Genomic DNA, 22573 nt, shown 5'->3' on the forward strand with positions numbered 1-22573 from the left:
CTCACGCGACGTCGCCCTTGCGGCTGGTGCTGCCTTCCATCGTGCCGATCGTGCGGAGCTGAGTTTCCAGCGCCAGCTTGTCGATCGACGCGAGGGGCAGATTCACAAACGCGGTGATGCGGTTCTTGAGGTAGCGGGCGGCTTGGGAGAAGGCCTGGCCCTTCTCAACCAGAGAACCTTCGACGGCTGCCGGATCTTCAACGCCCCAGTGGGCAGTCATCGGGTGGCCGATCCAGACCGGACAGGCTTCGCCAGCGGCATTGTCGCAGACCGTGAAGATGAAATCCATTTGCGGCGCGCCAGGCTCCGCGAAGACATCCCAGCTTTTTGAGCTGAACCCCGTTGCCTCGTATCCGAGGCTGCGCAGCGTATCCAAAGCAAGCCGATGGACCTCGCCCTTGGGCTGGCTGCCAGCGGAGAAAGCGCGGAATCGGCCCTTGCCTTCCCCATTCAAGATGGACTCGGCGAGGATCGAACGGGCCGAATTGCCGGTGCAGAGAAACAGGACGTTATAAACGCGATCAGCGGTCATTGCAGGTTCTCCTTTGCGGTTGGCGCGCAGCAGGCGGCGACCTCGGTGGCCGGTGCGCATATCTCCGGGTGCCCGGCGCAGCAGTCTTCCATCAGGAAGCGAACCAGCGCGCCCAGCCCATCGTAATTGGCGGTGTAGATAATCGAACGGGATTCCCGCTGCTGGTTGATCAGCCCGGCGCGTTCCAGCTCCTTCAGATGAAAAGACACGTTGGAGGGCGAGACCTCGGCCTTTTCGGCAATAGCACCGGCAGCCATTCCGTCCGGACCGGCTACCACCAGCATGCGGACAATATGCAGCCTTGTTTCCTGCGACAGTGCCGCAAATGACATCAGGGCTTGACGTTCTTCCATATTTCTACAATCCTTGAAATATTGAAACAGGAGTAGCCGAAATGAACGCACTCGACAAGCCCTTTCTCGAAACAGATATCAGCCTTGGCCACCTGCTCGACACCCTCGACGGCGTCCGGGATCTGCCGTTGATCTTCTCCTACGACGGCCGCCCGGTGAAAGGTGGCTATCACGTGACCGAGGTGAAGGCGGGACAGTTCGCAGCACTCGACTGTGGCGCCGAGCACGAAGAATGGTCTGAAATCTTCGTACAGCTGTGGGACATCCACGAAGACGACCGCTCGCATATGCCGGCCGGCAAGTTCGCCGCCATCTTCCGCAAGGTATCGGAGCATCTGCGGCTCGATGGATCGGCCAAGCTGACCTTCGAAGTCAGTGACGGCGTCCGGCCGATGCAGCTTTACTGTGCGGCGACCCCCGCCCTGCACAGCGGTGCGGTACATGTAGACCTGGTACCGCGGCCAGCGAGCTGTAAGCCGCACGATCGATGGCTCGCCGAAGAAAATCGGAAGGCCTCGGCGTGCTCTGGCCCAACACAACAGACGGGCTCGTGCTGCTCCTGAGTCCGCCCAATTAGGGTCAATCCGGCGAATTGGGAGAACGCCTTGTTCTTTTGAATCAGCGAGTTAGAATCCGCTCGATTAGGACAGCCGACACACTTAACCTGGGCCAAATCACGCTCTGCAAAGGCTTCAAAACATGGAAGATCGCGTCCGCTTCGCGCTGGAAAAGTTGCTCAACGTCCCCATGGCGATACCGGCCAGAGCTGGAGGGTCGCCAACTTCATTCTTGCCTGGTGGAACGCAGACGTGCATGGCGACTTTAATCTCACAGACCTTGCCGACGTCGATCGCGACGTCTGCGAAGACATGGTGACAGTCTTCACTTTTCTCGCGCGCGAAGAGGATCTTGTTTACCCCGAGGCTTACAAACCGGAGATCATTCAAATCATTCGCCGCTGGCGGCCGGACGTCGAGATCGATTGATGTCGAAACCGCGCAACCAAGCTTCCCTGCCTAACAGCGAGCGGCGCGCTGTCGAGCTCGACACGATCGCATCGGTGCTGCCAATCGAGCGCAGGGACGAACTCGCCGAACTTCTGACTGACCAGGATGTCGAAACGCTAAAACATCTGGTCAACCAGGGCATGGGCGACAACACGCTGCGGGCGCTGACCTCCGATCTGGCGTATATCGAAGCCTGGGGATTGGCGGCGACCAAAAAATCACTCCCCTGGCCGGCACCCGAGGCGCTGCTGCTGAAATTCGTCGCCCACCATTTGTGGGATCCGGAGAAGCGTGCCAGCGACCCCGACCACGGCATGCCTGATGACGTTGAGGCAAACCTCAGACGCCAGGGTTTCCTGAAATCCATCGGCCCGCACGCCCCCGATACTCTGCGGCGCCAGCTTGCGGGTTGGTCGACCATGACCCAATGGCGCGGCTTATCCGGACCCTTCTCCTCCCCTGCCCTCAAACTGGTGATCCGGCTCGCGGTCCGCGCCGTTCCACGAAAGCGTCGTCGATAAAGCGCAAAAGCGGTCACGGGGGACATCCTGCAAATGCTGCTCGCCACGTGCGCAAGTGACAGCTTGCGTGACATCGGGGACAGAGCGATTTTGATGGTCGCCTGTGCAGCGAGATCGCAGGCCTCCGCATGGAGCAACTGACCGAGGAAACACCGATCGAGGTGCCTGACAGCCCTCCCCTACCCTCTTTGGCAATTCATCTTGGGCGGACCAAAACGACGACCGGAGAGGACGACGAAGTCGTCTATCTCACAGGCCGGCCTGTCGAGGCATTGAATGCCGGGCTGACGGCCGCCAGGATCGATATGGGAAGCGTGTTTCGGGGCATCGGAAGGTGGGGAACGGTCTCGCGCCGGGCGCTCGATCCGCAGTCGATCGACGCGATCCTTAAACATCGGGCGGAAATGGCGGGGTTGGATCCCGGGGAGTTTTCTGCGCACGGTTTGCGGTCAGGATATTTGACGGAGGCCGCCGATCGCGGCATTCCGCTGCCTGAGGCGATGGATACAGTCGCGCCATCGATCAGTGCAACAGGCGTCCAGCTACTGCAACAACGCGACAAAGCGAAGCGGGCGTGCGGCCCGATTGTTGTAGGATCCGCTATCACTGTTAGAATTGCCAAGGCGAGATCAATTCAAGTCCTGTTGTTTCGAAATCTTTGAGGTTTCTGGTCGCCAACCGGCCACCATTGATCCGCGCTATCGCCGCGATCATGCCGTCCGGAGCCGACATCCTCCTCCCCTGCCGCGCAGCGTCTCCCATGATATCGCCATAGGCCAATGCTGCTTCTTCCGTGAAGGCGAACATCTTGTCCGAGAACCGGCGACGCCAGCTCACAAGTCCTTCTTCCAAGCGATCTGCTCGCTGATCCGGCCTGATCTTTTGAATACCAAATGCGATCTCAGCAACTGCAACCGTCGGCAATGCCAATTCGGCATCGTGGCGAACCAGCCATGCTATGACCGCAGAATCGGGAGCTTTCTTAAAAGTCTCAGACATCACATTCGTGTCCAGAAAAATCAAAGCTCTACGCCTTTGTGCGCGCGTCTGTTTTCATTGATGATACTGTCGAAATCCATATCCGTACCCGACTGGGATGAAAGACGGCTATAGAATTTCGCAGCGGGTTCACGTCCCGCCTCTCGAGCCTCATAGGATTCGAGCGCGCGCTCGACGATTTCGGCAATCGTGCGATTTTCTCGGCGGGCGAGCTTATGGGCAAGGTCGCGCGCTTTGGAACTGCGGACAGATAGTTGCGGGGTTACCATTAAGTGCTCCTTCCTCTGGATCAAATTTAACTTAGAACCAAATAGCCATCAAGATGGCATCTGCCATTTTGATGGCTGTCCGGTGTTTCTGATTTGGCGGCCTGTGTTTTCGTCCATCATGCACGGCCGTCCCGCGTGGAGACCAACACGTACCCTCCCCCGGACGCCATACGCCAAGCAATTTCGCCGTAGACGGCCACCGAAACGCATTTCACGCTGGTTTTAACCAGACCGCCGTCCGACCTCGGATCTCGAGGGTCGCGGGCCTGCATTTAGGTCATAAAACACGCTTGCAACTGTTCAATCTCTCGCGCATTCGTTATCTGCACAAAGCACCGAAGATCGCGCGCGAAAATCATCAGTGCCTACAATGCCGCAGGCTATGTCGAGAAAAACGACACCAGCCTATATACCCCCAACAATCTGACCGCCAATAAGGAGGGTGACGGACCGGTTCATGTGAAGTTTGGCGACTGCTCGGGCAAGACCGCTAATTGTATCCCGATTACCGCTAGTTGGAATTGCGCGGCAAGGCTCGTGGGCTGCAGCCGAAATTCTTGACGGCAGTTGGTCCTTCCCTGAAGCGGTTCCCGCACCTCAGTCGCGGGCGAAGGTAGAACCGGCCTTTCTTGGCCGAAGGTATCGCCACGTTCAACAAATTCCAGTGCAGTCCGATGGGTTGCAAATCTGCGTCCCCGCTACGCCCCTAATCCCAGCCTTTGCGGCCGCGCACGGTCACCAGTGTACATCTGCGCAACTAACTGGTCTCCCGCCCATCTGGCGTCGCTTCTCGCCTCTGGTGAGGCTGCGTTTGAATCATGTAGCGCGCCTGTAACTGACCAATTCGCCTCCGTTCTTTACAAAACACCTGAAGAACGCGTGCGAAAATCATGGCAAGCGGCATCTGCCAATCAGTTCGCCACAAAATGCCCTATCGACTACGCCACGGTTCTCCACCGACGACAGGTCCATGAGGTGCAAATCGACGAAGTGGCTGCTGAGCACTAAACGGCCAAGGGGATAAGCTAATTTCCGGAACATTCTTCCAAGGTACAGAAGAGCGTTCGCTTCTTCTTCAACGGCAGAGATGAGAGCGATATATGGTGCCGGTCCTAAAGTGATGCCGGCCACGGCCAACTCGGTCAACCTATGGACGTCCTGGCTGCTAGTTGTCATCAAATTAACAGGCATTGTTGCCGCGTCACAGACTCGGCGGTTCAACGCATCATCTGTCAATCCAGGAACGAGAAAGCCGTCAGCGCCGGCCGCTGCATATGCTTCTCGCGGACAAGCGCCTCCTCGACTAAATCAGCGTGTGCGGCGCCCTGATCGGCTTTTAGGAAGACGCCTGTCCGGGCATTGATGAATGCTGGAACACCGGTAGAATCGGCTGAACGGCGAGCCGCGAGTAACCGAGCAGCCTGATCCTCAACACCATAGAGGCCGGGGCCATCCACGATCTGGTCCTCAAAATTGAAGCCGACAATGCGTAGTTCTAGTAACCTTCGGACGTTCTGCCCGACAATTTCAGGATCGGCAGCATACCTACCCTCAAAATTGACGGTGACCGGTAGCTTCACCGATTTTGCGATTCTCGTGACAACTGCAAGCATCTCCTCAAAGGGAAGCTGTTGGCCATCTGCGTAACCTTGGGCAGCAGCAACGGACCAGCTGCTGGTCGCAACAGCTTTTGAACCAGCGCGCGCCACCGCAAGGGCACTTCCGGCATCCCAGACATTGTAGAGAAACAGCGGGTTCGACGGTTTATGTAAGCTTCGAAAATACTGGGCTTTGTAGATTTGGGATGTCATGCAGGGTATTCCTTAATTACTGTTTTATGTTGTCGTTCGATTCGATGAGCCGCCGCTTGCGCCAGAGGCCTCCGTCATATCCCGTCAAAGATCCGTCTGCTCCGATGACCCTGTGACATGGAATCATGAGAGCTATTTGATTGGCACCAGTGGCACGTGCCACCGCGCGAATTGCGGTGGGGCGACCGATCTGACGTGCAATTTCGGAATAGGTTCGGGCTCGAGAGCTGGTATTTCGCGCAATACGTCCCACACGTGTTGAGTGAAGGGGTTGGCGGACATCGCAAGTGGTGTTGAAAACCTGTCGCAACGCGCCGCAGTGAGTTCTGCCGTGGCCTGCTCCAAGAGGGGCATGCTACCGATACGGATACCGTCTTTTGACACCTGCTGGAGCTTTTTGAGCTCTGCAGGCAGACCTTTTCGATCCACGAATTCCGAAAAGACGCAGATGGCTCTGACTACTCACGGCGATCATGTCGCCGAGCGGCGTCGGTGTCCATGTTGCCCGTAGCTGCTTGTCCGATTGCAACTGCGATGGAGATTGGCCGAGTAGACGCGCCAAAGCGGCGCGAAACGCGCTGGCAGATTCAAAGCTGGCCTCGTGTTGAGCCAAAACAACTTTCCCGCCAACGGCCAGCGTCTCCAATCCTTGGCGGAGCCGCCGTTGACGCGTTTTCGCGCTTAGGTTTTCGCGCAGGACAGGTTAGATGACGAAAAACGCCGGTTGAAGCGACACACGAAGACTTGACCATCGAAACGTTCATTTCGGGCCAGTAAAGCTGCGTAGAGTGTGTCAGGGTCCGGAAGATCAAATATGATGCGGAATTCCTAGCCTTGCTAAAGACAACACACCGCCGGCTTTCGGGCGTCTATTCATCTTTCCGCGTTGACCGGATCAAATTCCGCGCTTCCGCCGCTCCAACAGCTTCAATCCGTTTGCGCAACCGGTCCCCTACCCTGCCACGCAGGTTCTCCAACATGATATTGCCATTAGCCAATGTCGCTTCTTCCATGAAGGCAAACCTCTTGTTGGAGAACCAGCGACGCCACCTCACAAGTCCGTCTTCCAGACGATCTGCACGCCGATCCGGTCTGATCTTTTGGATATCAAAGCGATCACACCAACCGCCCTCGCTATTACCGGGCATTCCCTGCCCTGCCGGCGCCCGAGGCGCTACTGCTGAGATTCTTTGCTCAACGCCTGTGGGATCTAGGAAACCGCGCCAGCGACCCCATTCACGGCAAGCCTGTTGAAGTAGGCCCGGACGCACTGCGTTAGGATAGTCCGGTTTAGGTCGGACACCAAAACCTTGTCAGCTGACAAGGTTTTTGCCACCGAAGTAATGCAATATTCGCGGTCGCTCGGTTCTCTGATGCTGTACACGGGACCTGACTACCGCCGCAGAACCTTGTCAGCTGACAAGGTTCTCGTCTAATCCGAGATGCACCGGTCCGTGAAAAAGTGGTACTTCGACAAGCCTGGAGCAGACTGCCACTGCGAAACCTTGTCAGCTGGCAGCGCATTCTACTGAGGAAATGCGAAAAAATTCGCAGCCGCTCCGTTCTCTGACGGTGCACCACGGACACGACTAACGCCGTAAACCTTGTCAGCTGACAAGGTTTCCACCATCCGGGTTGAACTGGTTCGTGACCGCGCGGGACTTCGGTACTGCGCTTTACACTAGAGTGCTGGCTCCGGAGGTTGCGGACGGTCCGCCAGGGGAGGAATGGTTGCTTTCAACGTTGCTACTCGGACCTATTCCCGGACAAGACCAGAGCTAATTTAAATTTCAAGGCAAGCGTCGGAACTGGCGATATAGCAAAGCCGCTTTTTGCGGAGGAGGAGAGGGGGCGGGGCTCGTTGCATCGGCAACAAGCATCCCCGTATTTAGTAAAGCGCGTCAAGCACCACCCAGAAGATCGAGCTGCGCGATGGCCGCAGAATGGGCTTCAGTGTTGTTGAATTCTTCCGTTTCCGTCGCTTGCGAATAGGATGTTGGAGGTCTTCACGCCCGCAAGTGGGTCCTGATCCGCGGCCGGCCATTGGCGATGAGCCTCACGTCGCCCGCGCCGCGTCGTGAGAACCTCCGGTGTAGTCTCCATGGAGAAACTCCTTGTCTCTCGTCCATGGAACGTCGATCACAGATCAGGCGAGTGCAGGCAACGTGGGGGGCAGAACACCGGTTACGGTAAATCTCGACGTGACCAAAGCCTGTCGAGCGTGTGGTCCGGCACTTCTACCCCATCGACGGGTTGCATTCCAGGATAGGCAATGCGGCAAGCCAATGCTTCCCCGGATTGTTTGAGGTCGATCGAAGCGTAGCCAAGTAGCAGAAAATCGCCAGTTCGCCGTCCGGCAGGGCGATTGCGATCGATCAAGCCCCGCAGAATTTGGAATGCGTTTGGCAGGCGATGAACTTCGTCACGGATGACCAGCTTGTTACAAAGGCTTGCAAGATAGAGTTCTGGTTCCGCCAGTTTGGCCCAATCCGCCTCCGACTCCAGATCGAGATAAGTCGAGGGCCGGCTTTCGCCAATATTGCTTGCCGATGTCGCTTTACCGACCTGACGACGTCCCAACAGCGCCCCGCAGGGCTTTCGTTGACCCTGTGTTGGAGTTCGGCTTCAATTCTTCGTTTAATCAGCCATGCGTTCATGGAGTTGTGTTCCGTGATTGCAAGGAGGAAAATCAATTATGTTAGGAGTCTGGTTGCCCGACCGCTTCTCCGCGTAGCATTGTTATAATAGCTCGAAGCCTGCTGCACCGATCGATGGCGCGACTGTTCCATTGCTTCGGGGAGGGGGATGCCGCGATTGGCGGCTTCCGTCAGATACCCTGACCGCAACCCGTGCGCCGAAAACTCTCCTGGCTCCAACCCTGCCATTTTGGCTCGCTGCTTGAGAATGGCATTGATCGACTGCGGGTCGAGCGCCCGCTTCGAAACTGTATTCCACCTGCCAATCCCCCGAAACACGCTGCCTTTTTCAATGCCTGCGACTGCCATCCAGGCATTAAGCGCCTTCACCGGCTGGCCCGTCAGGTAGACGATCTCATCTTGTTCGCCGGTGGTTGTTTTCGTCCGGCCGAGATGGATGGCGAGAGAGGGGAGGGGAGGGCTGTCGGGCACTTCGATCGGAGCCTCGACAGTCAGTTGCTCGACGTGCAACGAGGCAATCTCGCTGCGTCGGCGACCACCCGAGGCAAAGGCGACCATCAGTATCGCCCGATCGCGAACGTCGCGCAGGCTATCACTTGCGCACGTGGCTAGCAGCATTTGCAGGATGTCCCCTGTGACCGCTTTTGCGCTTTTTCGACGGCGCTTTCGGGGAACAGCACGAACTGCCAACCGGATCGCCTGTTTGAGGGCAGGGGAGGCGAAAGCGCCGTCAAGACCGCGCCATTTGGTGAGTGTCGACCAACTAGCCAGCCTGCGGCGCACCGTATCAGGCGCATGCGGGCCGATGGATTTCAGAAAACCCTGGCGCCTGAGATTCTCGTCGACATCGGCGGGCATGCCGTGGTTGGGGTCGCCTGCGCGCTTTTCCGGATCCCACAGATGATGGGCGACGAATTTGAGCAATAGGGCTTCAGGTGCCGGCCATGGTAGCGATTGTCCGGTCGAAGCCAGCCCCCAGGCCTCTAGATAAGTGAGATCGGATGTCAGTGCGCGCAGCGTATTGTCGCCCATGCCCTGGTTGACGAGGTGACGCAGCGTCTCGACGTCCTCATCGGTCAACAGTTCGGCGAGTTCGTCGCGGCGTTCCAGCGGCAACACCGATGCGATGGTGTCGAGTTCTTCGGCGCGCCGCTCGACGGCGGTCAGCGATGTTTTTGGCACGGGGTGCTCCAAAAGAATGCGCGTTCCGGCGGCCGTCAGGACCGGGATTTGCTACGATTTTCGGTGATTTGCGCCGCGAAATCAACTACCATCGATAAGAGGTACTTATCGATGGTTATAACTCCAACTGGTAATCATACCGAGTGAGGAACCACAATATTCAGATAGAGTTCTTTTAGCAAATCATTTACCATGATTTCAATGGCTTACGATCTCACGAAAATCAGCATGACAGCCCTGCTGGAACCGGCGTTCGAAGCCGGCATCGCGCTCACGCGTCTCGACGAGCGCATCGCCCGGTCGCCGGTCGGGCAGGGATGGATCGAGCGCAGCCATTTCGCCGACGCCTGCGCTTCCCTTTGGATCGACGGCGAGCTCGTCCATCTCGAAGATCTCGTCCTGCACGACGCCACGCGGGATATCCGCACCCCCACCCATGAACTGACCATCGCCCGCGATGTGCTGCGCACGCGTCGGCGCATCGCCGGCCAATCCCCCGATTGGGCGCTCTCTGCCGACGGCATCCGCTCGCTGCGGAAAACCTCGGAGATCGGTGCGGGCGGCGCGGACGAGGCTACAACGACCGGAGTTATTCGGCCGGCGATCGCGATGGACGCGGAAGGGGAGGGGGATGACACCGACGACGCCCAAGACCTCCCCGGCGTCGACTATGCTGCGATCGATGCGCTGCTCGCTCGATCGGAGGCGGCGATCGAGAGGGCAAAGCGTCCCGGCCGCGCTGATACCCGCGCGAAAGATCCTTTCGTCTATGATCTCGACTGGGACGAGGATGCCCGGCTCGACGAATGGCGTGGCGTGTTGCGTCAGGCCGAAGACTTGCCGGCGGTGCTGCAGGCGATCATCGTCCTCGATGCCTGGAACGAACTTTCCGTGCTGCAGCATGCGCCATGGCTCGGCCGACTGCTGGCTGGTTCGATCCTGCGCCAGGCCGGCGTCACCACCGGCACCCATCTCGCCGCCATCAACCTCGGCCTGAAAACCATTCCCGTCGATCGGCGCCGACATCGTGATCGCGAGACACGGCTGCTCGCCATCGCCCACGGCCTGATCGCCGCCGCCGAGATCGGCCTCAAGGAGCACGACCGCCTGGCACTGGCGAAAACCATGATGGACCGAAAACTGGAAGGACGGAGGACGTCATCAAAACTGCCGGAGCTCGTTGAGTTGGTCATGGCAAAGCCGCTGCTGTCGGCCGGGATGGTGGCGAAGATGCTCGACGTCACGCCGCAGGCGGCGCGGCGGATCGTTTTGGAACTCGGCCTGCGCGAGATGACCGGGAGGGGGAGGTTTCGCGCGTGGGGATTGCTTTAGAGCATTGCGACTCTCAGGCGACTTCTTTGTAAAAAGTCCGGTGCGGCGGACGGTCCATTTGAACCTGATAAAGGTCATCCCAATAAGGATAGTAGATTTGTGTGCACGTTTGACCTGTTGAACAGACCCAGACCTTGCCACTTCTCGGGCCTGTCCTTAAAGTTTCATTGATTTGCCGGCTACCACAGCTCGGGCGTGTATTGCAGCCTTCCACTAAGGGGGACCGGTTTGAGGGACAAATTTAAATACTATGAGTTTTTTGCGGGCGTTGGAATGGCGCGCGCGGGTCTTCAAGACGAATGGCAGTGTCTCTACGCCAACGACTGCGATGAATTAAAATGTTCAACTTATAAAAAGAACTGGCGAGGTGAGGTTTTCGATCGAAGAGACGTAGCGCTAGTTGGTGCCGATGATCTTCCTGATTCCGCCGATCTCGCATGGGCATCATTCCCATGTCAGGATCTGTCGCAGGCGGGAGCGAAATTGGGCATCGGCGAAGCGGGAGGGGCTGTGTCCACTAGGTCGGGTGCCGTTTGGCCCTTTCTCGAAATAATACGTCACTTGGGGGAGGAAGGGCGCGCTCCCAATCTTCTTGCATTAGAGAATGTGTTGGGGCTGCTCAGCGCCAATGGTGGTGCGGATTTCCGGGCTCTTTGTTCAGCTCTGAGTGAGATTGGCTATCGATTTGGCGCGGTAGTCGCTGACGCGTCATTTTTTGTTCCCCAATCTCGCCCTCGCGTATTCATCATCGCCATCCGGCGAGAGCTGCCGCTCCCAGCCGCCTTTACAACAGATATTCCTCAACGTCCTTGGCATGGACAAATCCTGTTGCGTGCGAAGGCAAGTCTTCCCCCCGAAGATGTGACCAACTGGGTTTGGTGGTCCCCGGGAGCGCCGCCGTCTAAAAAGCAGTTCGAGCTAAGTGAGATTATCGACGTCAGCGGTGAGGCCGAATGGAACACCGAGGAGGCGACCGATCGGCTCATCGGCATGATGTCTCCGATGCAGCTTGGTCGCCTCAACGAAGCTAAGGCCGCCAAGCAGTTGGCGATCGGAAGCCTCTATCTCAGAATGCGGCCGACCGGATCCGGTAAGAATGTCCAACGGGCTGAGGTCACATTTAGCGAAACGCTCGGTTGCCTTAGAACCCCAAAAGGAGGTGCCTCGCGGCCACGTATCGTGGTCGTCGACGGGGAACGTGTGCGAACGCGTCTGCTATCCGTCCGGGAGGCGGCCTTGTTGATGGGGCTGGACAAGGAGTTCGAGCTGCCATCGACCTATCATGACTGTTTCCGACTTATCGGAGACGGGGTCGTCCCGGCGGTGGTGCGGTTTCTGGCTGAACGATTGTTCGAGCCGCTAGCGATCCACGCGCGGTCGTTTGCTGCGGCCGGCGGGAAACTGAAAGAATCGGCATGAACCTCGCCGGCGCTTCGGATCCGCTCCCGGGCGATTTGCATGACTGGGAGGTCATGCTGACACGGACGCTTTTGCGGTCGGATGCGGGTGACTGCGACGCGATCAGGTCGTTTGAAATCACTCCGGAGACGCTTGCAGAATTCTGCGGCTTCGGAAAGGAGCATGGGGCTCGCGCCGAAGCCGCTTTCAGACAGGCGCTGGTCGCCGATCCTTATCTTTTTTGGTGTTTGGAGCACGGCAGGCGGAGCGCCCCACACGATGAGACGCCCGGCTGCATCGCCATTCTTGCACTGAGTCTACTAGTCGATAGTCTCCTTGATGGGGACTATAGCGGCAGCGGTGAATACAGAACGAAGCTGAGACAGTGGCTCGGTGTCGACCGGTCTTTCATGAAACTGCGCGGCCTGGCGCTGATGTGGGAAGCGCTGGCAAAATGGCTTGAGGATCGAGTGGCGGGTGGCGCGCCGTTCCGCCGGCTGATCCTTCCTGCGCCGCCTCCATCGTGGACGCATATCGGGTACACCCGATATCTTTCGTTTCCCGCGAGACGCGATCTGCGTTTTCTCCAGAAGCAGCTGGAGCGTGGCGACGCGACGGTCAACGATCCGGCGGCTTTGATCCGGCTGCTTGACCCGCTTGTCGCTTTGTCCGACGTCTCGATCGGACTCAGGGAGGCTTTTCAGGATTTCCGACGAGCATTTCGAGCAGGTGAGGCGTCTGTAGATCACCGATTCTGGCGTCTGGTCGAGCGGGCGGGAGCGATGACGGGCGAAATCCCGGCTCAGCCCGCGGAGCTAAGGATAGAGTACGACGAGGACAGAAGGCGTCACTTTCGGGTCGGAACGTTCGGGGCTGCGGCGCTGAGCGATATGACGAGCATGGGAGAGGCTGCGATCTGCGCCGTCATCGCCGAGAGCCCCAATCTCGGGCCAAATGTCCGGCGGGGGATGGTGTTATTTTCGTCAAGTGGGTTGGCGAGCTGGAGCGCTGTAAGCCAATTCCGGCCAATGGCCGGCCCATTCCATATAGCGATCGCCAACCGATACGGGCGAGTGGCTGAAAAATTCGCACTTTTCGAACGATCGGGCGAATGGAGCGTCAGCGTGGAGCCGCTACAGCCGGCCACCGTCTCCGAGATCATCGATCGCCTCGGCCTCCAACATGTTAGCGATAGCGTTCATGCCGTTGGGCTGGTCGACGGAATTCGGGTGGGGAATGCTTGGTTGGGGGCCGCCCGATTCCTGCCCTCTGTTACGGGGATCAACGGAGAAATCGAGGTGCGGCCGCTGGAGGCCGGTGCCGAGGGCGCGTTGTCCTGCGTGAATGGAAGACTGCGGGCTGACGGCGCAGTCGATGGTGAATTCGTGGTCGCCGACGAAGAAGGGACATGGTCACGACGGGTCGCCTTTACGGCAGAGGCAAAGGTGCATCCTGACTTGGGTGGCAGCGCTTACCGTTTGGACGAGGCGTGCGAGTGGAGGTCGCGGACGGCCTCGGCCGCCCGGAGAATCCAGGCCTGCGATCTGACGTGGAGCCCGGATAGATACGGCTTTCAAGACGTTATCGAAGCGATCTATGCCAGAGGAAGAAGCGGCCTCGACGAGGGGGAGGCGATTGCGATCATTGATCGCGCGGCCGGGGAGGAGAGCTGGGAGTTTCTGCGCACGCTACAGGAAGCGACGTTCTTGGACGCGCGGTTGCGCCCGCGTTGGCGAGGGCGGATCTTCACGCTCGCCGTACCATGCCTGGAGATCGTGAAAGTCGACGGCGGGGCCGCGGTCGTCGTGTCCGGAGCGATTCCGGCTCGTATGGAGGCCGATTTTCGCGATACTGTTCACTTGCAGGGCGGACGACCGTTTCGCCGCCTTAGCCAAACGACGATCGGTCCGCCTCTTGTTGGAGCGACGGGCCTCGATCCGGACGTGCTCGGGGCCGCTCTGGGCTGGCAGGTCAAGTCGACCAGAGAGGTTCCCGATGGAAGCGTCGCCACCCAGCTGATCACGAGCGCTTTGATCGGGGACGGCTATGAGGCTGTTTCCACGTGGGACTGGACGCACGGTCGCTTTCGGCTGAAGACCATTGGGATCGAGGACATATCGCTTGTCAGAATGGTCCATCCAGGCGGGAGGGACCATGACATCTATCGGGTGACGGGAAAGACCACACGAAAATTCGTCTCCAGACAAGCGGCCATTTTGGACGCCTACGCTCAAGCGGGGCGCGCACTGTTCAGCTATGGCGAGGGAGCGCTCGATCGCCTGGCCGCTGAAGGTTCGCTCCCGTTGGAGGTCGCACGGTCGCTGAGGCTGAGGACCCTGGTGAACGGAGGGCTCGCGCAGGGGGGCTGGCGATACGAAGTCGGGGAGGACGAGGCGCGCTGGATCGCGAAGCTGTTGCCGGGGCTCGTCGTCGGACTGGAGGAAGGCGATCCGAGGGGGCAATTTCTGGGCTCGCGCCGTGGCCGAGGCCAGCGCAGGCCTGTTTGGATCAATGGGGGAATTCGAACATGATAGCCGGGGTGGACTCGGTGAGAGAGGAGGCTACGACCCTCCCATCAGCGAGATTCGTAGGATATTTCGTGCGTCGCCAGGGGCAGTATGGGACAGTCGCAGCCGTCGGCCGGGTCGAGGGAGACGGTATCGAACTCATTGACGAACCGAAGCGCCTGTTTCCGCGCGATGGTCTCGTCGAGACGCATGGTCTGGCGCATCATACAGGCTTGTATGCGGGCAGTTGGGTTGAATTTGACACGATGCGCAATACTCGGCCGCGGGCGACCGAGTATAAGGTCCTGCGCCTGAAGCGCATTCCGCGATTTGCGGCGCTGCCGCATGGCAGCGACGCATTTTACCGCACGCTTCTAACGCAACAAGGCTGGCGCGGGGATAAGCGGCCGGGTTTGTGGGCGTTGCGATTGTCGGAAGACAGGGTGGTTGTGGTCGATTTGGAGGCCGGCGACGAAGGAGCGCTACGGATATCCCGGCGAGAGGCGCGATGCGTCCGGTGGTACGCCTATCGCCCATCTCGCGTTGTCACCCTTGAGTCGAGCGCGGGAAGGGACGATGTCTATTTGCCCGACGACGACTTGGCGTCGGGAGGTGCGTTCGACTGGTCCGATGAGGCGGACCATGTGGCGCGGGTCGTCAAGGCGCTGTCGGACGTAAACGATCCGCGCGTGAGCGATCTTATCGCTTGGCTGGACCTGCACCATGAGGCCGGCAGCGGCAAGGTTTTCGTCGCAACGCCGGACCGCGACGCGGCGCTGGACGCGCTTCGCTCAGGCGAACTCGCAGATCGGCTACGAGCGGACAAGGCGCTCATGCGCGCTTATCTGGATGCGGCCTTGGAGAACGATGCGGTTAAGGCTGCAGTCGCCGAGCACGCAAGGACGGGCCACTTTGCCGAGCGCGAGCAAATGCGCGCGGCGCTGGTGGCTGAGTTGGAGGTGGAACGCGAGCTTCGAACCGCCGAAATCGCAGAGGAGATCGCGCAGAGGAAAAAGGCCGCGCTCGAGGCCCTTAGGGATGAGCTTGGCTCTCGCGCGGCGGCTGAGCGCCGAAGGCTCGATCAGGATCTGCAAGAGGCTGAGAGGATCAGCGTCGGGCGCATCAACGAGTTGAACGAGAAGCACGAACGACACCGCGCCACGCTGCAGGCCGAAATCGGTGACGTACAGACAATCCTGGCGCAGAAGACGGCCGAGTTCGAAGAGAGCGCGTTCGAGCTACAGCGGGTCCGATCCGAAGTCGTGGCGGAGCGCGCGAAGGTTTGCGAGATCCATGCCGAGATCGACAGACTGCTTTCAGTCGCCGACAGGCTGGAGGAGGCCGACCGCGTTATTGGAGATCTTCCTCAGCTGGCGCACGCTGGCTCGGTGCCCGAAATCGCCTTTGAGAACGCGGCCCCGGTCTCAATCCGTTCGAAGGCGGAAGCAATCGATCGACACGCGCTCCTCTCGAAAGAGGGGAAAGGCTTGATGCGGCGGTTTCTTATCCTGTTGTTATCAGGAGAGGTTCCGGTCCTGCACGGGGCTGAGGCGGAGGAATTTCTGGCGATCGCCGCGACTTTGCTCTGCCCCGGACGGTCGGTGTTTGTCCAGGCGGACCCCACGCTTATTTCCGTGGAGGACTTATGGGCGCGACCGGGCTCGGGCGCGCGGACCGTTCTTGGAGCCGCTGCGCAGGCAGCGGCCAAAGGGCCGGCAGTGTTCGCCGCGATCCTTGGCGTTGAGCGGTCGGGGGCGCGTTTCTGGATACCCGGTTTGGCAGATTTGCGACGAAGCGGGAGGTTACCGCGCGGGTTTCTAGCCTGCGCGGTTTCAAATGACGTTGATAACGAAGAGATTGCGGCGTTGCCGCCGGACCTGCCTTGGCTTGAGATCGGCGGCGGCGCGATCAACGACGGCGCGCACCTCGCGGCGGCGATTTTGGCGCCGGCGGCGCAGCAGGCGCCATCCCTCGACCCCGGCGTCGAGCCGCGTGATTTTTCAAGGTCGGCAAGCCTGATGCTAGATCTCGGATTTAGGCCGGGGTTGACGTTCGCTCTGCGCGTCGCGCGCATGCTCGCCGAAGCGGAAACGGCGGTTGGCGACGAAGGGAAGGCGAAAGAGCTTGTCGCCGATATGGCGCGGTCGATTTGGAACAGGCGCCAGAAGCGGCGCGAATTGGAGCAATAGATGCTGGATCCAATGGGAGGTTTCGATCGGATACGAGATTTTTTCATCTCGTATGTGGAAACCAGTTTTCGTATCGCCGATCCGACCGTCGCGGCGGAGCGACGCCGTTTGCTCGAAACCACGAATGTCTTTTCGACGGCGTCGTTCATCGAACCCATCCTTCGATACAAAACGTACGAAAACCGTATCGACGAACTCGTGGGATTGGCCGGCGGGCCGCTGTGCACGTTGTCGGTCGAAGGCCAGACCGCGTTTGCCGAACTCGCGCTGTCAGGTCTTTTCGAAGGCGCTGACGCGGCTGGGGCGGTCCGTCGCGTCGGCACCTATTCGCCCTACAAACACCAGGTCCAGATGCTGGCGCGCGGGGTTCGCCCTGGCAAGCCCGGGATCGTAACGTCGGGAACCGGCTCGGGAAAGACCGAAAGCTTCATGCTGCCGGTTCTGGCGACGCTTGCGAATGAAGCTGTGAGCTGGCCAAAGCCCGAGGCGGGATACCTCGAGACGAAGTGGTGGCGTGGGAAGGGCAGCTGGAGCAAGGGCCGACGAGGAGAGAAGCGCCCGGCCGCGGTGCGCGCGCTTGTTCTCTACCCAATGAACGCGCTGGTCGAGGACCAGATGGTGCGCCTGCGGCGTACGCTCGACTCCGATGAAGCGCGCCGTGTCATGGATGGCCGGTTTAACGAAAACCGGATCTTTTTCGGGCAGTATACATCATCGACGCCGGTCACCGGTTACGAGAGCCATCCGCGGTTGGCCGGTAACGAGGCGGAGAGAAAGCGCCGGCGACGCCACCAGCGCGAGCTGCGGGAAGCGTTTCGAAAGGCGGATGCGGATCAATTTGCGGCGCGCAAATACGATCACGAGGCACGCCAGAGGGCCGAGGCTGAAGGCGATGCGCCGCCCGAAGCCACCCGCTTTATTTTTCCTTCACTCGACGGTGGCGAGATGCTTTCGCGATGGGATATGCAAGCGACGCCACCCGACGTGCTGGTCACGAACGCGTCGATGCTTGGCGCCATGCTTTCACGAGAGGTCGAAAATTCCATCTTCAAGACGACGAGGGAATGGTTGCTGGAAAATGACCATGCCTATTTCTATCTGATCTTTGACGAGCTTCATCTCATCCGCGGTTCGTCAGGGACAGAGGTCTCATATCTCGTCAAGTCGCTGTTGCATCGCCTCGGACTTGATGAGGAGCGCCATCGGCACAAACTGCGCATCCTCGCTTCATCGGCCTCGCTTCCGATGGAAGGTGAAGCGGGGATCCAATCGCGTCGCTATCTGCGCGATCTTTTCGCCCCGTTCGGCACAAGTGCAATGGCCGAAGACGCGGGTTCGACGGACGAGGCGTTCTGGGCCGATTGCGTCGTCAAAGGGGAGCCGGATCTGCCGGAACGCCAATTCGACGCGTTCGATCCCGAGCCGTTCGTCGAACTCGTGGCGGCGGCGCGGAGCGGGGGCGACGACTTCATCGCAAAAGTGGTGAGGTCCGATCGCCTTGAAGCCGCGATCGACAGGGTCGCAGACGTTCTCGGCGTCAGAGACGCTGGGGACGCGCGAATAGGGGCGATTGCGGAAGTCGCCGCCGCGGTTCTAACGTCGGCATGCCGAGAGGGCCCTGGCGTGCGGGCGACCAAGGCGACGGTTTTAGGCGGACGCATTTTCGGGGAGCAGAACGACCTCGAGGCGCTCCGCGGTTTGCTACTGGCGCGGGCGTTGCCGGAGAGTGGCCAGTGGAGCGCCAAGGTCTCTCAAGGGACGCCGTCGTTTCGAGTCCATTCGTTCGTCCGAAACATCGAAGGCCTTTTCGGTGCCCCCGTGAGACAAGGCGACAAAATCGGCTTTCTTGACCTGAGCGTCGAGCGCGGCCTCTCTCACGGCGAGCCGGAGGCGGGGCAAGTTAGGGGACGGCGCTTATTCGAACTCCTTTACTGCGAAGCCTGCGGCGATCTCCTGCTTGGCGGGCAAAGGGGCCGGCCCGTCGGATCGAGCTCGGCGACCGAGCTTCTTCCATCCACCGCCGAGCTCGAGAACCTGCCGGAGCGCGCCGCGGCGGAATACTACGATAAGATGTCGTTCGACCAATTTGCTGTATTTTGGCCGTCAAGGGCCATACCCGCTTTGGACGGACGAAGCTGGGATGGATGGGAAGCCGCCAGTCTCGATCCGAATTCGGGCGTCGTGTCGCTCGGCGAGGACGTGTCCGACGAGCGGATCGGCGGTCGACTATACAATCAATCGACCGCCGCAGCTCCAAAAGGGCGTCGTTCGGCTCAGCCGTTCTGCTGTCCGAATTGTGGTACGGACTATTCAAACAGACCGGCGTCGTCGAGGTCCAGGTCTCCGATCCGCGCGTTTCGAACCGGTGTGAGCAAGGCTTCGCAACTTATCGCGACCGAATTGTTCGAGTTGCTGCATGCTGCCGGGGCCGAGCCGAAGAGCATTGTTTTTTCGGATAGCCGGCAAGATGCAGCGAACCAGTCGCTCGAAATCGAGCGGCTCCATCTCCGTGACCTGAGACGCGAGGTTCTGGTGACGGTCGCGCGAGACTATCTCGTGAAGGCGGCGGCGAGCAGGATCGATCCGGAAGCGGCCATGGCCGAATTTATAAAGCTGAACGGAGAGGGCAGGGCTGAGGAGGCAGCGGCGATCCTCAAGCGGCTTGGAGCCCAAACGCACGATTCCCAGATCTCGATCGAGAATTCGAAAATTCAGCTGGAGCGCCTGTTTAGCTATAAGGAAGGGTCGGAGGGCGTCGGCGCGCTGATTGAGGAATACGTCAATCTCGGCGTTCATCCGTTTGACGAGGTCGGGCGTAAAGCCTTCGAGGGCAGGCCGTGGTATGAGGCCTTCCAGATGAAAGGTTCGGCCGTAAGCTACGCGCCGTGGCTCGATGACGCGCAGCAGGAAAAACTGGGCCTTGCGATCAAGCAGGAGTTGATGGAGCTCGTCGACGACGTGATTTTCGCCAACACCTTTTTCGCCTTGGAGGAGACTGGGCTCGCGTACCCGTCGATTTCCCGAGACAAAGGGGGCGATGTCGATCGGCTTGATGCCTGGTTACGGGTTTTTGCGAGCGCCACAAGGGTTCGAGAAAACAAATATTTCAACAGCGCGACGGCGACTGAATGGGATAACGCAAGTAAGATTCCGCTTACGAACCGCGTTCGAAAATTCGCCGACGCGGTCTACGGTTCGGCCGCGCTGCCCGAACTTGACGGCGTTCTAAAGGCGTTCGAGACTGAGAAGCACGTCAACGGCGTCATACGCGTCGGGCGCATATTCTTGAAAGTGAGCCAACCTGGCGATCCGTATTGGCGTTGTGAGGCGTGCGAGCGTATTCACCTTCACCGCGGGGTGGGCCGCTGCACCCGTTGCTACAAGGGATTGTCGGAAGGTAGGGACGGCCTCGTTGAGGAGTTGTGGGACGCCAACTTCCTCGGACGGCGGATCGTTCGTGGCCAAAGAGATGGGGTCAATCGGTTTCGGCTACGCTGCGAAGAATTGACGGGGCAGACGGACGATTTCTCGGATCGTCTGCGCAAATTCAAAAGCATTTTTGTCGATGATCTGGGAGAAGTCGCGAAGCGGGCCCGGGAAATTGACATGTTGTCGGTGACGACCACCATGGAGGTCGGTATCGATATCGGCGCACTGCAGACGGTGTACCAGGCAAACATGCCGCCGCAGAGATTTAACTATCAACAGCGGGTCGGCCGGGCTGGTCGCCGTGGCCAGGCGTTCTCGTCCGTCGTCACCTTCTGTCGCGGCCGTAGCCATGACGCCTATTACTTCGCGCATCCGGCGGCTATTACCGGCGATCCACCGCCACCGCCGTTTCTCGCTACCGGCCATGACCCGATTCCGAAGCGGTTGGTGGCCAAGGTGTGGTTGAGGGCGGCTTTCAAGGCGCTTCGCGACGAAGTCACGCGCGAAGGGTTGCCCTATCCAGGCGACTTCCTCGTGCCTCCGGACGTTCACGGAGAATATTTGCCGACCGACGAATATTTTGACGACCCTCGGGGGTTTGGCTGGCGCGATCGACTGAGGTCGGCGCTGCGTGATACGATCGGTGAGCGCGACGCCTATATCGACGCGGCTTGCATCGACAAGGGTCAACGCGCCCGGCTCCGACTGAATGCGTCAGTCGAGGAGGTGATCGCCGCGATCGACGCGCAGAAACAGTTTAAACCCACCAATCCTCAGGGGCTCGCGCAATTCTTGGCCGAGCGCGGGATATTGCCCATGTACGGCATGCCGACGCGGGTCAAACCGCTATATCTCGGCTTGCGCGCGGAGTCGGACGAGGCGGATACCGATTTTGCGTGGTCGACCATGGATCGGGATCTCGACACCGCGGTTTTCGAGTTTGCTCCGGGCGCAGTTCTCACCAAGGACAAGCAGCGCCACCGAGTGGTGGGATTTAGCGGAACGCTGGCACCGCCCGAGCGGCGGGGGCGGGACGTCATTCTCGAGAGCTTGTCTGGCTGGGTTGATTCCGCGCATAGTGTCGCGCTCTGCCCGTCGTGCGGATCAGCGCGATACAGCCTCGCACGCCCGATCGCGGCCGAAGCCTGTGAGGATTGTGGGACCGGCATCGAGCCGGCGGTTTTCAACAACTACGTGACCCCGGCGGCGTTCCGAAGTGATTTCAGGGCCTCGGAAACCGATCTAGAGACGGTAGGGCGGATGGCGGTGCGCACCGTGGCGACGGTGCTCCACGCGGGCGACACGTGTGATGTCGGACATCTTCGCCTGCGCCGGGGCGCCGGGGTCACGATCATGCAACTCAACGACGGCGTCGATGACGACCTTGGACAGCCGCTGCGGTTTACGGTGAGCGAGGCTCAAGATCAGGTCGTTTGGGTGCCCCGATTACCTGCGGCGAAGCTCACGTCATCCCAGGCGATCTCTGTCGAGGAACTCGAGAAGTCGACGGGCCGATGGATTATCGCTCCCAATTCCACCCAGAGCTTCGGGTTGATCGCAAAAAAGGAGACCGACGCTCTTTATCTCGAGCTTCGTGAGTTCGACGCCCGGCTAACGCTTGATCGGGTGGCGAGGAGAGGCGCATTTAGTCACCTTCCAACACGCGCGGCCGCAATCAGCGCCACGCAGATCCTGGTGCAGAAGGCTGCGCTGGATCTTGACGTTTCTCCTGACGAATTTGAAGCGCTCGAGCCACGGCTTCGCGGCGGCAAACCGATGCTGCAGCTCGCCGACGCGCTGATCAACGGTTCCGGGCTATGCAGGCGACTTGGCGAAGACCGTAGTGACGGGACACCCCATATCGTACATCTGATCAGGGAAATATTGTTAGACACCGGCGCGTGGCCGCTCTCAGACTTTATGAGAATTGACGAGGGCGGTGATCACGCGGCTCGCTGCCAGAGTTCATGCTATCGTTGCATTCAACGTTATGGCAATCGCCCGTATCATGGACTGCTCGACTGGCGGCTCGGTCTCGCCTACCTGCGCGCCCTCGTCACATCGGGATATAGCGCAGGACTCGAGGCCGGGGACCAGGATTGGGTCGAGACGCGAGGTTGGCGGGAGCGTGCGCTGGCGTTGGCGCAATCGGTGGCCGGCATGCGGCCGGACTCGCTTTCGGCCGAAATGCATGAGGCCTCCGGCCTTCCGGCGTTGCGCGAAAGGCGGCATGGCGGAAACATATTTCTTGTTTTGCATCCGCTTTGGCGGCATGACGCCGTCACTGGTGGCGACGACAAAGTGAAGTTCGTCGACACGTTCAATCTGGAAAGGCGGCCCTTGCGCGCGATGGAGCTTGCCATGGACGATCAAGATTGATCGAAGGG

Annotated in this window: 13 protein-coding genes and 3 pseudogenes; 8 read left to right on the forward strand and 8 right to left on the reverse strand. The window is 59.7% G+C overall.

Going from position 1 to position 22573, the window contains the following annotated elements:
- Position 1: 1 nt before the first annotated feature.
- Together HQN82_RS23190 and HQN82_RS23195 are read right to left on the reverse strand one after the other, a co-directional pair.
- Positions 2 to 532 (reverse strand): arsenate reductase ArsC, encoded by a 531-nt coding sequence (locus HQN82_RS23190; RefSeq protein ID WP_173616064.1) that lies wholly within the window; start codon positions 530 to 532, stop codon positions 2 to 4.
- Positions 529 to 885 (reverse strand): ArsR/SmtB family transcription factor, encoded by a 357-nt coding sequence (locus HQN82_RS23195; RefSeq protein WP_022557058.1) that lies wholly within the window; start codon positions 883 to 885, stop codon positions 529 to 531. Before HQN82_RS23195 ends, HQN82_RS23190 begins: the two co-directional genes overlap by 4 nt.
- Positions 886 to 926: 41 nt before the next feature.
- On the opposite strand from HQN82_RS23195, the gene HQN82_RS23200 reads away from it, so the two are divergent.
- The 3 genes and pseudogenes from HQN82_RS23200 to HQN82_RS23210 all read left to right on the forward strand — a co-directional run bounded on the left by HQN82_RS23200 (position 927) and on the right by HQN82_RS23210 (position 3007).
- The gene (locus HQN82_RS23200) at positions 927 to 1448 is read left to right on the forward strand and encodes a DUF6428 family protein (RefSeq protein WP_173616065.1); all 522 of its coding nucleotides are present in this window, start codon (positions 927 to 929) and stop codon (positions 1446 to 1448) included.
- Between the two features lie 222 nt (positions 1449 to 1670).
- A complete protein-coding gene (locus HQN82_RS25720) occupies positions 1671 to 1871 on the forward strand; it encodes a DUF7673 family protein (protein WP_427832759.1) in 201 nt (66 codons plus the stop codon).
- Positions 1871 to 3007: pseudogene (locus HQN82_RS23210) on the forward strand (site-specific integrase). The gene HQN82_RS25720 and the pseudogene HQN82_RS23210 overlap by 1 nt, the downstream one beginning before the upstream one ends.
- A 15-nt stretch (positions 3008 to 3022) precedes the next feature.
- Here the strand turns inward: HQN82_RS23210 and HQN82_RS23215 are convergent.
- From HQN82_RS23215 to HQN82_RS23245, 6 genes and pseudogenes are all read right to left on the reverse strand, one after another.
- Positions 3023 to 3436, reverse strand: coding sequence for a type II toxin-antitoxin system VapC family toxin (locus tag HQN82_RS23215; protein ID WP_045534923.1), 414 nt, complete (start codon positions 3434 to 3436; stop codon positions 3023 to 3025).
- The gene (locus HQN82_RS23220; RefSeq protein WP_022557064.1) at positions 3433 to 3681 is read right to left on the reverse strand and encodes a type II toxin-antitoxin system VapB family antitoxin; all 249 of its coding nucleotides are present in this window, start codon (positions 3679 to 3681) and stop codon (positions 3433 to 3435) included. Before HQN82_RS23220 ends, HQN82_RS23215 begins: the two co-directional genes overlap by 4 nt.
- Before the next feature lie 888 nt (positions 3682 to 4569).
- Positions 4570 to 5492, reverse strand: a pseudogene (locus HQN82_RS25775) (isocitrate lyase/PEP mutase family protein).
- A gap of 16 nt (positions 5493 to 5508) precedes the next feature.
- A pseudogene (locus tag HQN82_RS25570) lies at positions 5509 to 6311 on the reverse strand (bifunctional transcriptional activator/DNA repair enzyme AdaA).
- 1365 nt (positions 6312 to 7676) lie between these two features.
- Positions 7677 to 8072 carry an AAA family ATPase gene (locus HQN82_RS23240; RefSeq protein WP_345791267.1) on the reverse strand — a complete coding sequence of 132 codons (396 nt, stop codon included), beginning with the start codon at positions 8070 to 8072 and terminating at the stop codon, positions 7677 to 7679.
- Positions 8073 to 8185: 113 nt separating this feature from the next.
- Entirely contained in the window at positions 8186 to 9331 is a 1146-nt protein-coding gene (locus HQN82_RS23245; protein ID WP_173616067.1) for a site-specific integrase, read from the reverse strand.
- Positions 9332 to 9523: 192 nt separating this feature from the next.
- On the opposite strand from HQN82_RS23245, the gene HQN82_RS23250 reads away from it, so the two are divergent.
- From HQN82_RS23250 to HQN82_RS23270, 5 genes are all read left to right on the forward strand, one after another.
- Entirely contained in the window at positions 9524 to 10663 is a 1140-nt protein-coding gene (locus tag HQN82_RS23250; protein ID WP_173616068.1) for an RHE_PE00001 family protein, read from the forward strand.
- Positions 10664 to 10891: 228 nt separating this feature from the next.
- Complete coding sequence (locus HQN82_RS23255) at positions 10892 to 12082, forward strand: DNA cytosine methyltransferase (RefSeq protein ID WP_173616069.1); 1191 nt, start codon at positions 10892 to 10894, stop codon at positions 12080 to 12082.
- On the forward strand, positions 12079 to 14592 hold the full coding sequence (locus tag HQN82_RS23260; protein WP_173616070.1) for a hypothetical protein: 2514 nt from the start codon (positions 12079 to 12081) through the stop codon (positions 14590 to 14592). Before HQN82_RS23255 ends, HQN82_RS23260 begins: the two co-directional genes overlap by 4 nt.
- 68 nt (positions 14593 to 14660) lie before the next feature.
- A complete protein-coding gene (locus HQN82_RS23265) occupies positions 14661 to 16757 on the forward strand; it encodes a flotillin family protein (protein WP_173616071.1) in 2097 nt (698 codons plus the stop codon).
- Entirely contained in the window at positions 16758 to 22565 is a 5808-nt protein-coding gene (locus HQN82_RS23270; protein ID WP_173616072.1) for a DEAD/DEAH box helicase, read from the forward strand.
- Positions 22566 to 22573: the final 8 nt, after the last annotated feature.

Origin of the sequence: Agrobacterium pusense, assembly GCF_013285525.1 — a bacterium.
GTDB lineage: Bacteria > Pseudomonadota > Alphaproteobacteria > Rhizobiales > Rhizobiaceae > Agrobacterium > Agrobacterium pusense.